At 64.7% G+C, this 14336-nt stretch carries 14 protein-coding genes; 12 read left to right on the top strand and 2 right to left on the bottom strand.

Features of this window, described 5'->3' with window-relative positions; genetic code table 11:
• Positions 1 to 54: 54 nt before the first annotated feature.
• The gene (locus GRI59_RS13380; RefSeq protein ID WP_160761747.1) at positions 55 to 747 is read right to left on the bottom strand and encodes an OmpW/AlkL family protein; all 693 of its coding nucleotides are present in this window, start codon (positions 745 to 747) and stop codon (positions 55 to 57) included.
• 147 nt (positions 748 to 894) lie between these two features.
• Between GRI59_RS13380 and GRI59_RS13375 the strand changes: the two genes are divergently transcribed.
• The 12 genes from GRI59_RS13375 (at position 895) to gdhA (ending at position 12659) form a co-directional block, all read left to right on the top strand.
• A complete protein-coding gene (locus GRI59_RS13375; RefSeq protein WP_160761746.1) occupies positions 895 to 1671 on the top strand; it encodes a helix-turn-helix domain-containing protein in 777 nt (258 codons plus the stop codon).
• Positions 1672 to 1737: 66 nt separating this feature from the next.
• Positions 1738 to 3393, top strand: coding sequence for a cytochrome-c oxidase, cbb3-type subunit I (gene ccoN / locus GRI59_RS13370; RefSeq protein WP_160761745.1), 1656 nt, complete (start codon positions 1738 to 1740; stop codon positions 3391 to 3393).
• Between the two features lie 23 nt (positions 3394 to 3416).
• Entirely contained in the window at positions 3417 to 4199 is a 783-nt protein-coding gene (ccoO, locus tag GRI59_RS13365) for a cytochrome-c oxidase, cbb3-type subunit II (RefSeq protein ID WP_160761744.1), read from the top strand.
• Positions 4196 to 4360 carry a cbb3-type cytochrome c oxidase subunit 3 gene (locus tag GRI59_RS13360; RefSeq protein WP_160761743.1) on the top strand — a complete coding sequence of 55 codons (165 nt, stop codon included), beginning with the start codon at positions 4196 to 4198 and terminating at the stop codon, positions 4358 to 4360. Before ccoO ends, GRI59_RS13360 begins: the two co-directional genes overlap by 4 nt.
• Positions 4350 to 5300 (top strand): cytochrome-c oxidase, cbb3-type subunit III, encoded by a 951-nt coding sequence (ccoP, locus tag GRI59_RS13355; protein ID WP_160761742.1) that lies wholly within the window; start codon positions 4350 to 4352, stop codon positions 5298 to 5300. Before GRI59_RS13360 ends, ccoP begins: the two co-directional genes overlap by 11 nt.
• A gap of 130 nt (positions 5301 to 5430) precedes the next feature.
• Positions 5431 to 6870 carry a cytochrome c oxidase accessory protein CcoG gene (gene ccoG, locus GRI59_RS13350; protein ID WP_237440857.1) on the top strand — a complete coding sequence of 480 codons (1440 nt, stop codon included), beginning with the start codon at positions 5431 to 5433 and terminating at the stop codon, positions 6868 to 6870.
• Positions 6867 to 7322: a FixH family protein gene (locus GRI59_RS13345; RefSeq protein WP_160761740.1), complete on the top strand. Its 456-nt coding sequence runs from the start codon at positions 6867 to 6869 to the stop codon at positions 7320 to 7322. Before ccoG ends, GRI59_RS13345 begins: the two co-directional genes overlap by 4 nt.
• Positions 7319 to 9442 carry a heavy metal translocating P-type ATPase gene (locus tag GRI59_RS13340; protein ID WP_160761739.1) on the top strand — a complete coding sequence of 708 codons (2124 nt, stop codon included), beginning with the start codon at positions 7319 to 7321 and terminating at the stop codon, positions 9440 to 9442. The genes GRI59_RS13345 and GRI59_RS13340 overlap by 4 nt, the downstream gene beginning before the upstream one ends.
• Complete coding sequence (gene ccoS / locus GRI59_RS13335) at positions 9439 to 9600, top strand: cbb3-type cytochrome oxidase assembly protein CcoS (protein ID WP_160761738.1); 162 nt, start codon at positions 9439 to 9441, stop codon at positions 9598 to 9600. Before GRI59_RS13340 ends, ccoS begins: the two co-directional genes overlap by 4 nt.
• Positions 9597 to 9827 (top strand): hypothetical protein, encoded by a 231-nt coding sequence (locus GRI59_RS13330; RefSeq protein ID WP_160761737.1) that lies wholly within the window; start codon positions 9597 to 9599, stop codon positions 9825 to 9827. The genes ccoS and GRI59_RS13330 overlap by 4 nt, the downstream gene beginning before the upstream one ends.
• Before the next feature lie 44 nt (positions 9828 to 9871).
• Positions 9872 to 11182: an oxygen-independent coproporphyrinogen III oxidase gene (gene hemN, locus GRI59_RS13325; RefSeq protein WP_160761736.1), complete on the top strand. Its 1311-nt coding sequence runs from the start codon at positions 9872 to 9874 to the stop codon at positions 11180 to 11182.
• 121 nt (positions 11183 to 11303) lie between these two features.
• Entirely contained in the window at positions 11304 to 12659 is a 1356-nt protein-coding gene (gene gdhA, locus GRI59_RS13320; RefSeq protein ID WP_160761735.1) for an NADP-specific glutamate dehydrogenase, read from the top strand.
• A gap of 656 nt (positions 12660 to 13315) precedes the next feature.
• Here gdhA and GRI59_RS13315 read toward each other — a convergent pair.
• The gene (locus tag GRI59_RS13315; RefSeq protein ID WP_160761734.1) at positions 13316 to 14266 is read right to left on the bottom strand and encodes a tetratricopeptide repeat protein; all 951 of its coding nucleotides are present in this window, start codon (positions 14264 to 14266) and stop codon (positions 13316 to 13318) included.
• Between the last annotated feature and the right edge of the window lie 70 nt (positions 14267 to 14336).

The following is a 14336-nucleotide window of genomic DNA, read 5'->3' as shown; positions in this document are numbered from 1 at the left end:
CGAAACCCCGCCAGCCGCCAATGGCCAGCGGGGTCTCTCTTGATCGTGAGCGTCTCAGAAGCGGTAGGACAGGCCCGCGCTGATCACCCACGGATCGAGCTTATGCTCGGTCTCGATCGCCAGCGTGTTGCCGACGAACCAGCGCGCGGTGGTGTCAATGAAGTAGCGCTTCACATCGACGCTGATCCCCAGACCCTTGTCATTGACCGGCAAATCGAAGCCCGCTTGCAACGCCAGACCAAGCTCGTTCGACAGGTTGGTCTCCGTCACGCCCAGCGGCAAGGTTGCTGCGCCCGGATCATCGGCAACCCACAGGAAGTAGGCCGGACCGGCGCCCACATAGGGCTTCAACCCGCCCAGATCGAAGTGATACTTCGCAGTCACCGTCGCCGGAATCAGCTTGGCGTTCGACACCAGTTCGGCCCCGGCGGGAAGCCCGGCGGTGGTGTCGACATCGTGCTGGGTCATGCCCGCGATCGTCTCGATCGAGATATTGTTGGTCACGAAATATTCGATCGCGATGGTCGGCGTCACATTGTCATTGGCCTTGGTCTGCAAACTCGCGGGCAGGCCGGGCAGGTTGACGTTGATGTCCGTGATCTTGCCATCGGGCAGAACCGCAGTGGCGAGCAGCTTGACCTGGATGTCGCCAGCGCGGTCATCATCCTGCGCCATTGCAGGCGTTGCGGCCAACATTGCAGCTGCGCCGCCCAAAGCAGTATTGGCAAGCATCAGAAGAGTCTTCATTGTATTGTCCTTCATCGGCAGCAGTGGCCACCCTCCGTGGCCCAGGTTGTTTGCTGCCTGTGAGGGCCGGATAGAACCTGAACGGCCTTGCACTCATTGATCCGGATCAAAGACCTTTGCTTTGTTGTGCGCCATTGCCGCAACATCATGGCGACGATCAGCCCCCCACCGCCCGACCTCGAGCTCACGCATTATCTGGCGGCATTCCGCGCTGCGCTGCCTGCGGGAACGGGCGACGCGGTCACCGCAGACCGGCTCTGCGCACTGGGCGAGGCGGCGCATCTGGCGCGCGGGGCGCAGCTCTGGCCCGATGCGAATAACGACCGGCTGGTGTGGATTGCCGATGGCGCGGTCAAACTGGTCGCGCCCGCTGTGGCAGGAACACCGGGCGGGCAAGTGCTGGCGTTTCACTTCGCGGGCGATCTCGTTTCGGTGCTGCGCCAGAGCGCTCAGGAATCGTGGGGCGATTTGCGGCTGGCGGCGCTGACAGACAGCGATCTGGTGATCTTCCCCGCCGACCAATTTCTCGACGTGGCCCAAGGCGATCCCGCCGTGCTGCGGTCCGTGTTGACACGCTCACTGCAAGCCCTACACCGCAGTCGCACCCGCATGATGCAGATGGGGCACAAATCCGCAGGAGCGCGGATCGCTGACTTCCTAGTCTCAATGGCCGAACGCTTGGCGGACTGCACAGCAGGCGCCTGCGCCTTTTCCTTGCCGATGAGCCGCCGCGATATCGGCGACAGCCTGGGTCTTACCATCGAGACGGTCAGCCGCCAGCTGACCGAACTGCGCGAGGCCGGCCTCGTTGCAACCGAGGGTCGTTCAAAAGTCTGCCTGTCCGATGTGACAGCGCTCGCCCGGCTCGCCGGGCGGCAATCGCGCCATCCCACCGAGGTTTTGGCAAAAACGCATCAAATTTGATTTCGGTCAAACACAAGCACTGCGGGGGTCCGGTATAAGCCGGGCCGACGGAAGGGATAAATTATCATGGAATCAGTCGTTAAGCGGCTGGGGGTATGGGCGCTTGTCCTACTCGCAGCGATTGCTGCTATCGCGCTTACGCCCGATAGCGGTTTTGCCATTCACATGGGGATCGTGGCGCTGGTCGCCGTGATCCTGATCGCGGTCACGGCCACCAGCTATGACCCGATGGCCAAGGCCCAGGGCATCTTCAAAATGCCTCCCGGCCCATCGCGCTATGACGATGACGTGATCCGCTGGGGCGTGATCGCGACGATGTTCTGGGGGCTGGCAGGATTGCTGGCGGGCGTGTTCATCGCCGCCCAGCTCGCCTTCCCGCAGCTGAACTTCGAGCCGTACCTGAACTTCGGCCGGGTGCGCCCGCTGCACACCAGCGCGGTGATCTTCGCGTTTGGCGGCAATGCGCTGCTCGCGACGAGCTTTTATGTCGTGCAGCGCACCTGCCGCACCACGCTGGCCTTCCCCGGCATGGCCCGTTTCGTGTTCTGGGGATACCAGCTGTTCATCGTGCTGGCCGCGACTGGCTACCTGCTCGGCATCAGCCAGGGCAAGGAATATGCCGAGCCCGAATGGTATGTCGATCTGTGGCTGACGGTGGTGTGGCTTTGCTATCTCGCCGTGTTCGTGGGCACGCTGCTGCGCCGCCATGAACCGCATATCTATGTGGCGAACTGGTTCTACCTCGCCTTCATCGTGACCATCGCGATGCTGCACGTGGTCAACAATCTGGCGATGCCGGTGAGCCTGCTGGGCGGCAAGAGCTACTCTGCCTTTGCCGGTGTGCAGGATGCGCTGACGCAGTGGTGGTATGGCCACAACGCCGTGGGCTTCTTCCTCACCGCCGGCTTCCTCGCCATGATGTATTACTTCGTGCCGAAGCAGGCCGGGCGGCCGGTGTACTCCTACCGCCTGTCGATCATCCACTTCTGGTCGCTGATCTTCCTCTATATTTGGGCTGGGCCGCACCACTTGCACTACACCGCCCTGCCTGATTGGGCGCAGACCTTGGGCATGGTGTTCAGCGTGATGCTGTGGATGCCGAGCTGGGGCGGGATGATCAACGGTCTGATGACGCTCAACGGCGCGTGGGACAAGGTCCGCACCGATCCGATCATCCGCATGATGGTCCTCGCGCTCGCCTTCTACGGCATGAGCACCTTCGAAGGCCCGATGCTGTCGATCAAGGCGGTCAACAGCCTGTCGCACTACACCGACTGGACCATCGGCCATGTCCATTCCGGCGCGCTGGGGTGGAACGGGATGATCACCTTCGCCTGCGTCTACTACCTCGTGCCGCGCCTGTGGCAGAAGGAGCGGCTCTACAGCTTGCGCATGATCAACTGGCACTTCTGGCTCGCGACTTTGGGGATCGTTTTCTACGCCTCCTCGATGTGGGTCGCCGGGATCACGCAGGGCCTGATGTGGCGCGAATATGGGTCTGACGGATACCTGGTGAACAGCTTCGTCGACACCGTCGCGGCGCTCCACCCGATGTATATCCTGCGGGCTGTCGGCGGGCTGATGTACCTCAGCGGTGCGATCATCATGGCCTACAACGTCTGGATGACCATCGCTGGCAAGCAGCGGGTCGAGGCTCCAATGGGTGACACCGCCCATGATGAAGCCAATGACCGCCCCATTGTCGCCCAGCCCGCTGAATAAGCGCTCATCGTAGGAACACAGCCATGAGCAAGAATGCACCCCACAGCGACGTTTTCGAGGGCCACAAGAGGCTCGAGAAGAACGTCACCCTCCTTGCCGCCGCCACCCTGTTGGTGGTCGCCATCGGCGGGATCGTCGAAATCGCGCCCCTTTTCTGGATCGACAACACGATTGAGAAGGTGGAGGGGATGCGGCCCTACACCCCGCTGGAACAGGCAGGGCGGGACATCTATGTCCGCGAAGGCTGCTACACCTGTCACAGCCAGATGATCCGGCCCTTCCGGGACGAGGTCGAACGTTATGGCCATTACAGCCTCGCAGCCGAAAGCATGTATGACCACCCCTTCCAATGGGGATCGAAGCGCACCGGGCCTGACCTTGCGCGGGTCGGCGGCAAGTATTCGGATGACTGGCACGTCCAGCACCTGAAAGCGCCGCGCTCTGTCGTGCCGGAAAGCATCATGCCCAATTACAGCTTCCTTGCCGAAGCCGAGTTGCATGTGGCCGATCCGGCAGCAAACCTCACCGCGCTGCGCCGCGTGGGCGTGCCTTACTCTGACACCGACATCGCGCAGGCCAGCACCGATCTGATGGCGCAGGCCGATCCCGATGCCGACGCGGGCGATCTCGCCACCCGTTACCCCAAGGCGCAGGTCCGCGACTTTGACGGTGATCCGAAGCGCGTGACCGAGATGGATGCGCTGGTCGCCTATCTCCAGATGCTCGGCACGCTGGTCGATGTGAACAGCGCAGCCGCACAGGAAGTGCTGACGAAATCCAGTCAGGGTGGGGAGCAGGGCCAATGACCCTCTACACCGCGCTTCGCCACTTTGCCGACAGCTACGGGCTGGCGGTGATTGTCGCGCTCTATCTGACGCTGTGCCTGTGGCACTTCCGCCCGGGGGCAAGTCCCCACGTGGCCGCTGCGAAGCAATCGATTTTCAAGGATGACGAAGATGGCCAATAAGCGGATTGACCAACCCACCGGCACCGAAACCGTCGGCCATGAATGGGACGGGATCGAGGAGCTCAACACCCCGCTGCCGCGCTGGTGGCTGTGGACCTTCTACGCCTGCATCGCGTTCAGCGCGGTCTATGTCGTGCTCTACCCGGCCTGGCCGATGATCGACAAGGCGACCGCCGGAACGCTCGGCTGGTCGAGCCGCGGCGATCTCGCCAAGGAGATGACCGCGGCGGACATGGCTCGTCAGAGCGTGTTCGAAAAGATCGCGGCGACCGATATCGAAAAGCTCCCCGGCTCGCCCGAGCTGATGCAGGCGGCGGTATCCGGCGGGGCAGCGGCGTTCAAGGTCAATTGCGTCCAGTGCCACGGCGCGGGCGCGGCAGGCTATCAGCAGTTCGGCTACCCCAACCTCAATGATGATGACTGGATCTGGGGCGGCACGCTGACGGATATCGAATACACCCTGACCCACGGCATCCGCTGGCAGAACGCTGCCGATACCCGCGTGAATTACATGCCAGCTTTCGAAGGCGTGCTCGATCAGAGCCAGATCGGCGCCGTGGCGAACCACGTGCTCTCGCTTAGCGGCAAGGCCAAAGCCAATTCGATCGGCGCGCAGCTGTTCACCGAAAACTGCGCCGCCTGCCATGGCCCTGTCGGGGCCGGAATGCCCGCGATGGGCGCGCCTGCGCTGAATGACGCGATCTGGCTCTATGGCGGGACTGAGGCGGCGGTGCGTAAGCAGATTCTCGCCCCCCGTCACGGCGTGATGCCCGCATGGAAAGACCGGCTCGATCCGGTGACGATCAAGATGCTGGCGGCCTACGTGCACTCGCGCGGCGGCGGGCAGAAGGCGGCTCCGGCCCAGCCTGACACCACGCCCACCCCTGCGACCACGGGCGCTGTCGCCCAGACCGCCGAGAAGGCCAAAACCGATGGCTGATCCCAAGGACCTCGCGCGCCCCCAACCCCAAGCGGGCCAGCCCCGCGACTGGTCGGGTGCGCTCGGGTCCGTTACTGACGCTGCGCCTGCTGGCCCTGCCTCTGCTGTCACGGCAGAGGACGCAGGCTTTATGGGCAGCGCGCTGTATGAAAAGGGCAAGACGGTCCACAACAAGCGGATCGACGGCCCCTTCCGCCGCTTCAAGTGGCTGGTGATGCTGGTGACGCTGGCGATCTATTACATCACCCCGTGGATCCGCTGGGACCGTGGGCCCTACGCGCCCGACCAAGCCGTGCTGATCGATCTCGCCAATCGCCGGTTCTACATGTTCGATATCGAGATCTGGCCGCACGAATTCTATTTCGTCGCCGGGATGCTGATCATGGCCGGCATCGGGTTGTTCATCGTCACCTCGGCGGTCGGCCGGGCATGGTGCGGCTATGCCTGCCCCCAGACAGTGTGGACCGATGTGTTCCAGCACGTCGACCGCTTCTTCGACGGCGACCGCAACGCCCGCGCGCGGTTGGACAAGGCGCCGTGGACCGTCTCCAAGACTGCGCGGCGGCTCGCAAAATGGGCGGTCTACCTCGCCATCGCCTTCTGGACCGGCGGCGCGTGGATCATGTATTTCGCCGACGCACCCACCCTCACTGTGGATTTCTGGACGGGCAACGCCGCGCCGGTCGCCTATGCGACCGTGGCGATCCTGACCGGCACGACCTTCTGGCTTGGCGGGTTCATGCGCGAACAGGTCTGCATCTACATGTGCCCCTGGCCGCGCATCCAGACCGCAATGCTGGACGAAAAATCGCTGATCGTCACCTACAAGGACTGGCGCGGCGAGCAGCGCGGCAGCCTGAAGAAAGCGGCCAAGAACCCAGACCAATTTGGCGACTGCATCGATTGCAACATGTGCGTCGCGGTCTGCCCGACCGGGGTCGATATCCGCGAAGGCCAGCAGATCGGCTGCATCACCTGCGGGCTGTGCATCGACGCCTGCGACAAGGTCATGGCAGAGGTCGGCCGCCCACGGGGCCTCATCGACTATGCCACGCTTGACCAGTGCAAGGCCGAAGCGGCGGGCGCGCCTGCGACGCCGGCATGGAAAGCCCTGCTGCGCCCGCGCATCTTCATCTATTTCGGCGTCTGGGGCGCCATTGGTGCAGGCCTGCTGTTCGCGCTCGGCACTCGCACGCACACTGACCTCACGGTCTCGCCCGATCGCAATCCGCCCTACATGCTGTTGAAGGACGGATCGGTCCGCAACGCCTACACCCTGCGGCTGCGCAACATGGAGGCTCGCCCGCGCGACATGGAAATCGCCATGCTCGGCCTGCCGCGCGGCGCGGTGATGTGGACCGATGCCGTCAGCGTCGAAAACGCCGCGCCGGTGCAGGTCATCGCCGTGCCCGCCAACGAGACCAAGATCGTTCGCGCTTATGTGATGCTGCCGCCGGGGACAGACGAGGATGACAGCGAACACTTCGCCTTCCGCCTGACCTCGCTCGACGAACAGGGCGAGCAGGACATCGCCGAAACCACCTTTGCCATGCCCGAGGACGACGAATGACCAGCAAACCCGCACCCTTCACCGGCAAGCACATGGCCGCAGTCTTCATTGGCGGGTTCGGCGTGGTGATCGCGGTCAACCTCGTCATGGCGAGCTATGCCGTTGGCAGCTTCCACGGAACCGTGGTCGACAATTCCTATGTTGCCAGCCAGAACTACAATGGCTGGATCCACAAGGCCGAAGCTTCCAAGGCCTTGGGCTGGCAGGCGATCCCTCAGCGCCGCGCGGATGGTCGGGTGGTACTCGAAACCCTCGCTGTGCCCGCCGAAGCGGCGATCACTGCCGAGGCCGAACGCCCGCTAGGTGCGCGCGAGGCTGCGCGCCTGACCTTCGCGCCGCAGGGCCAGGGCCGCTGGCTATCCAACGAGACGCTGGGCGCAGGCCGTTGGCAAATCCACATCGCAATCCGCGCAGGCGTGCAGGAATGGGCCGGGGAAAGCGCTCTGCGATGAACGCCCCCGCTCTCCTCACTCCGGATGACGCCCGCCCGCTGGTCTCGACCCGCTTCACCGTGCCGGGCATGAAATGCGCCGGGTGCATCGGCAAGATTGAGCGCGAATTGCCCAAGCTCGCAGGCATCTCCGCCGCGCGGGCGAACTTCTCCGCCAAGCGGGTGGCGATCAGCCATGATCCGGCGCTGGGCGAAGATGCGCTGACGGCGGCGCTGCTGGCACTGGGCTTTGAAGCGCAGCCAGTTGCCGACAATCCGATGGGCGTCGAGGTTGAGGAGCGCAAACGCCTTAACCGCGCGCTGGGCGTAGCGGGCTTTGGCATGATGAATGTCATGCTGCTCTCGGTCAGCGTCTGGTCGGGCGCGGACGGGGCGACGCGCGAGCTGTTCCACTGGCTCTCGGCACTGATCGCACTGCCAGTGATCGCCTATTCGGGCCGCCCATTCTTCGCCTCGGCATGGATGGCGCTGAGCCACAAGCGCACCAACATGGACGTGCCGATTTCGATTGGCGTGATCCTCGCGACCTGCCTCAGCCTCTACGAGACCATCACCGGCGGCGCGCACGCCTATTTCGACAGCGCGGTGATGCTATTGTTCTTCCTGCTCGCAGGCCGCGCACTCGATGCCGAAATGCGCACCCGGACGCGCGCCGGGATCGGTGCGCTGCTGGGGCGGATGGGCAAGAGCGCCTCGGTGATCGCGCCGGACGGCACCACCCGCCGCGTCGCCGCCAAGGATCTGGAACCCGGAATGCTGGTGCTGGTCGCCGCTGGCGAGGCTCTCGCGGCTGATGGCGAGGTGGTGGACGGAATCAGCGCCATCGACAACGCCATGCTCACCGGCGAAAGCGCGCCCGAGCCCGTCGGGCCGGGGAGCGCGGTCCATGCTGGCGCAATCAACCTCTCCGCACCGATCCGCGTGGCGCTGACCCGCGTGGCCGAAGACACCGCAATTGCCGAAATCGCGCGGCTGATGGACGAGGCGGGGCAATCGCGCAGCCACTATGTCCGCATCGCCGACCGCGCCTCGCGGCTCTATGCGCCGGTGGTACACAGTCTCGCTGCGCTGGCTTTCATCGGCTGGATGATCGCGGGCGCAGGCGTGCACCAGTCGCTGACCATCGCGATTGCGGTGCTGATCATCACCTGCCCCTGCGCCATGGGTCTCGCCGTGCCCGCTGCTCAGGTTGTCGCTAGCGGCGCGCTGCTGCGCCGGGGCTTGCTGGTGAAGGACGGGAGCGCGCTGGAACGCCTTGCTGAAGTGGACATCGCGCTGCTCGACAAGACCGGCACCCTGACGCTGGGCGAACCGCGCGCCGATGTGACCGCGTTGGGCACCGAGGCTCGCGCCGTGGCGCTCGGCCTCGCGCAGGCGAGCCGCCATCCCTTGAGCCGCGGCCTCGCCGCTGCGCTATTGCGCGAAGGGGTGCAGCCCGCCACCATTGATAACATCCGCGAAGAAAGCGGCATCGGCCTCACCGCCACATGGCAGGGCGTGGCGGTCGCGCTGGAGAAGCCCGAAGGTGAGGCACAGGCGCTCGCCACCACCTTGCGCATCGGGGACGCTGCGCAGATCATCATCTTTGCCGACCCCATGCGCAGCGATGCCGCCGCAACCCTCGCCGCCCTTCGCGCGGATGGAATCACCGCCAGCATCCTCTCGGGCGACCGCGCCGCGCCGGTCGAAGCGATGGGCCGAGCGCTGGGTCTGACCGCGCAGGCCGAGGCGAGCCCGCAGGCGAAACTCGCCGCGCTGGAAGCGCTCAAATCGCAAGGCCGCCGCCCGCTGATGGTGGGCGACGGGCTGAACGATGGCCCCGCGCTCGCCGCCGCCCACGCCTCGATCGCGCCCGGCACCGCATCCGATGCGAGCCAGCAGGCCGCCGACGCCGTGTTCATCGGCGAGGGGCTGATGCCAGTCGCGCTCGCAGTGCGGGTCGCCAAGGCGACGATGCGGATCGTGCGGCAGAACTTCGGCTTCTCGATTGCCTATAACCTCCTCGCTGTGCCGCTGGCGGTGTTCGGCCTCGTCACCCCGCTGATCGCGGCGATTGCCATGTCGGTGAGCTCGCTGGTGGTGGTCGCCAATTCGCTGCGCTTGGCAGGGGCTGCCAAATGACCGGCCTCGCCTTCCTTATTCCCATCGCGCTGGGCATGGGATTGCTCGGCCTTGTCGCCTTCCTATGGTCGATGCGGGAGGGGCAGTATGACGACATGGACGGTGCGGCCAACCGCATCCTGATCGACGATGACGAGCCGCTGGAGGAGGACGCATGAGCACCGCCCTCCCCTTGGCGCTCGCCGCGCTGGTGCCGGTGATGCTCGGCCCGGCTCCCGCCGAGCACACGGCGATCACCGCGACCCTGTGCAATGGCGGCACGATCACCATCTCGCTCGGCGATGATGCGCCCGCGGACGATAGCGGCTACTGCCACCCCAAGGGCTGCCACGCAGGAACCTGCCGCGAAAAGAGCGGACAAAAAGGCCCGAAACGGACGATTTGATCTCGCGCAAAGACGGGCGACTGCCGCTGCGCTTTAAGCGCCTTATGTGGACCTATCACCCCAACCTCCTCGCCACGCCGGTGCCGCGTTACACCAGCTACCCCACCGCCGCCGATTTCGGTCCGCTGGAGGGCGGCCAGATCGAGCGCGCCATTGCCGGTGCATCGGGAGACATCTCGCTCTACCTCCACATCCCGTTCTGCGAGAAGATCTGCTACTATTGCGGCTGCAACACCGGCGCTTCGGGCAAGCGCGCGCGGGTGGAAAGTTACCTCGCCGCGCTGCATCAGGAAATCGCCACGGTCGCCAGCCTCTTGCCGCAAGGCACGCGGGTGCGGCGGATCGCCTTTGGCGGCGGCAGCCCGAACGCCATCGAACCGGGTGAATTCCTGAGCCTCGTCGATGCGATCCACGCGCACTTTCCGCTCTACGCGCCGTCTTGGTCGATTGAACTCGATCCGCGCAGCCTCACCCCCGAATGGGCGCCAGTGCTGGGCGACGTCGGCTTCACCCGCGCCAGCATGGGGGTGCAGACCTTCGCCGCGCATTGCCAGAAGGCGATCGGGCGCGAACAATCGCTCACCATGATCTGCCGCAGCGTTGAGCTGCTGCGGGGCGCAGGCGTCACCAGCCTCAATTTCGATCTGATGTACGGGTTGCCGCACCAGAGCGAGGCTGATCTTGAAGACAGCCTGGAATACACCCGCAAGCTCGGTGCGGACCGGGTTGCGGTGTTTGGCTATGCCCATGTCCCGCATCTGGTGCCGCGTCAGGCGATGATCCCCGAGGACGCTCTGCCCGGCGCCGCGGCGCGCTTCACGATGGCAAGTCAAGCCCATGCGATGCTGACCGGGCACGGCTATGACGCCATCGGGTTCGATCACTTCGCGCTGCCGCATGATCCGATGGCCCGCGCGGTGCGCGAAGGGACGCTGCGGCGCAACTTCCAGGGCTTCACCGATGACCCGTCAGACGTGCTGATCGGCATGGGCGCAAGCGCGGTCAGCGGCTTTCCGGGCCTCCTCGCCCAGAATGAAAAGCACACTGGACGCTATCGCCAGCTTTCGGGCGAAGGTCGCCTGTCCGCAAACCACGGAATCTTGCGCAAACCGCAAGATCGTCTGCGTGGCGGCGTGATCGAAGCGCTGCTGTGCCAGGGCGAGGCCGAGCTTTCGCCCTGCCTGCTGGCCGAGGTGCAGGACCGGCTGGGCCCCTTCACCGAAACCGGGCTGGCGCGGCTCGATGGCAACCGGCTCACCATTCTGCCCGGCGGGCTGCCCTATGCCCGCGTTATCGCCGCCATGTTCGACAGCTACCGCGCTGCCAATCAACGCAGTTTCAGCTCGGCCATTTGACCGCCATTCGACTGCAAGCCTCACTCCTTGCATGAATTGCAATTTGCCCTGATAGTTTGCCGCAAAACGACAAGCGGAGTCTCTATCGGGCGCATACACGCAATATCTGGGGGGGAATATCATGGCAGTCACCGATCACGTCGACCTGAATGGCTTCATGGAGGGCGTGAAGAAGCGCAATCCGCACCAGCCGGAATTTGTGCAAGCGGTCCAGGAAGTGGCCGAAGACATCTTCGAATTCATGGAGGACAAGGAGGAGTATCACTCCCAGCAGATCCTCCGCCGCATCGCCGAACCCGACCGCGTGGTGTCCTTCCGGGTGTGCTGGGAAGATGATGCCGGCAACATCCGCGTGCAGCGCGGCTGGCGCGTCCAGAACAACAACGCCATCGGCCCCTACAAGGGCGGCATCCGCTTCCACCCTTCGGTGACCGAAAGCGTGCTGAAGTTCCTCGCCTTTGAACAGACCTTCAAGAACGCGCTCACCGGCCTGCCAATGGGCGGCGGCAAGGGCGGATCCAACTTCAATCCCAAGGGCAAGAGCGTGCGCGAGATCATGCGCTTCTGCCAAAGCTTCATGACTGAACTCTACCGCCACATCGGCGCCGACATCGACGTTCCGGCGGGCGATATCGGCGTGGGCGGGCGCGAGATCGGCTTCATGTTCGGCCAGTACAAGCGCATCACCAACAACTTCACCGGGGTGCTCACCGGCAAGGGGCTGGAATGGGGCGGCAGCCTGATCCGCACCGAGGCGACGGGTTACGGCGCAGTCTATTTCCTTGAGAATATGCTGGCGACTAAGGGCGAGAACCTTGAAGGCAAGACGGCGGTGATCTCGGGCTCGGGCAACGTGGCGACCCACGCGGCAGAGAAGATCGTGCAATTGGGCGGAAAGGTGCTCACCCTGTCCGACAGCGGCGGCTTCATTCACGATCCCGACGGCATCACGCAGGACAAGATCGACTGGGTCAAAACCCACAAGACCCACCGCCGCGGGCGGATCGAAGAATACGTCGAGGCCTTCCCCAAGGCGACCTTCCACGCCGGCAAAACCCCGTGGGGCGTGCCCTGCGACATGGCCCTGCCCTGCGCCACGCAGAACGAATTGCTAGGTGAGGATGCCAAAATGCTGGTGGCGAACGGCTGCCGCGCGGTGTCCGAAGGCGCGAACATGCCGACCGACTTGGACGGCGTGCATATCTTCAAGGCCGCCAAGCTGCTCTACGCGCCGGGCAAGGCGTCGAACGCAGGCGGGGTTGCGGTCTCGGGTCTGGAAATGAGCCAGAATTCCGAACGCCGCTCATGGAAGGAAGACGAGCTTCAGCAGATGCTGAAAGACATCATGGCCGGCATCCACAAATCCTGCATCCGCTACGGCGATCAGGGCGGCGGGTACATCGATTACGTGAAAGGCGCGAACATCGCAGGCTTCAAGAAGGTCGCTGATGCGATGCTGGCGTTCGGGGTGGTTTAAGGCGCACAGGTTCATACCGCCTTCCCGGGCTTGACCCGGGACCCCGCTTGCTTTGGGTTGGCGCGCGATGGAAGGCAGCTGGGCCCCGGATCAAGTCCGGGGAGGGGGGAATGCGGGCTGGGGCGGCGAAGGGCGTCCTAACATCCAGCTTGGCCACTTGAGCCACGATGCCACCGAAAGCAGAAAATTCAGTCGGCGACCCGTTGCGGCCAGGCTTTTCTCTCCCCTTGCGGGAGAGATACGAAGACTTGGCAGCTTGCTGCCTAGTCGCAGTTGAGAGGGGGTCAGGGCCGGAGCTTCGCTCCGGACCCCTCTCCCAACCCTCTCCCGCAAGGGGAGAGGGCTAAGACTGCCGCCCACCCATCACCGGTCATGAGTGCCAGTCTCGCCCCTTCCCGAAAGCTGCCCAGCGCGATTTCCTACACAGGCTTGCGGCGCTACAGAAGGCAGGCTCTTTCCCATCGTTGTCCCGCGCACCCACCGGCGCACGACCCTCCCCCCCCCGCAACTGGCGGAGTGTCAACTTCGATTCTTCAACGTAAAAATCTGATTTAATACGACAAATATTGAAATCCGGCGCTTGACAGGGTGTCAACTTTGTCAACTTCGCCATGCCGCTGTCAGGCCCTTCGACAGGCCCAGGGCGAGCGGGCTGGCTACTTCACCCCCAGCCCCGCTGCCTGCGCGCGCAAATCCGCCGCAGCGCCGGGGTTCGCCTTCACCGCCGCTTCCAGCGCGGCCTTGGCCTTGGCCGGTTCGCCCAGCGTCATGCGGCTGCGCATCAGCATCACCCAGCCGTCGACATTCTTCGGCTCGCTCTGAAGCCGCGCTTCGAGCTGCGCGACCATGCCTTCGGCCATGGTTCGCTGTTCGCTAGGCTTCATCGCGCCTGCCGCCGCGACATCCGCCGCGCTTGGGCCGCGTAAGGCGGGTGACGCCGCTTCACCCGCGACGCTGCCCGATCCCGGCGCCAGCAGCGCGGGCTTGCGCGCCGCTTGCGCCTTGGCGATGCGGGCGGAGACGTCGATGCTGTTCATCTTGCCGACCTGTTCGATGGTCCGCACCAGATCGGTCTCCCACGGCGCACCGGGAGGGCTATCGGCGAGCAGATCGAGCCACGCGGCCAGCGCGCCTTCATGATCCTTGTCGAGATCCTTTTTCGCCGCGAGGAAATACCGCGCGCGCGGATCGGTGGCGTCCAGCGCGACCGCTTTCTGGAACGCGGCCAAAGCCTCGGCCGGCAACGGATCGCGCTCGCTCGCCAGCACCAGCGTCTCGCCCAACGCCGACCACAGCACCGCTTCATTCGGGGCGATCTGCAAGGCGCGGCGATAGGCGGCGGCGGCCTCGGCATATTGGCCCTGCCCGAAATAGGCGAAGGCCAGGTCGCCCCACGGCCCGGCGTCGTCTTTCGATGCCTCAGCCGCAGCGCGCAATTGTTCGATCGTGGCGGTCCCGTCCGCCGGGGCCGCAGGCGCGTTCTCGCCCCCCGATCCCTGGTACACATTGAACCCGATCGAGCCTGCCGCCAGCAGCAATGCCGCTCCCAGCAGAACCCAGCCTGCCTTGGACGCTCCGCCCGCTGCCTGTTGTGTGTCTGACGCCATGGCAAAGCGGCTAGCACCAGTGGCCGAGCGGGGCAATTCGCTCTGGTGTCAGGGACCGTTTTGGGTATGG

This window comes from Erythrobacter ramosus (assembly GCF_009828055.1).
Taxonomy (GTDB): Bacteria; Pseudomonadota; Alphaproteobacteria; order Sphingomonadales; family Sphingomonadaceae; genus Erythrobacter; species Erythrobacter ramosus.
Note: the sequence above shows the minus strand (reverse complement) of the source record. Positions and strands in the feature narration are given on the sequence as shown.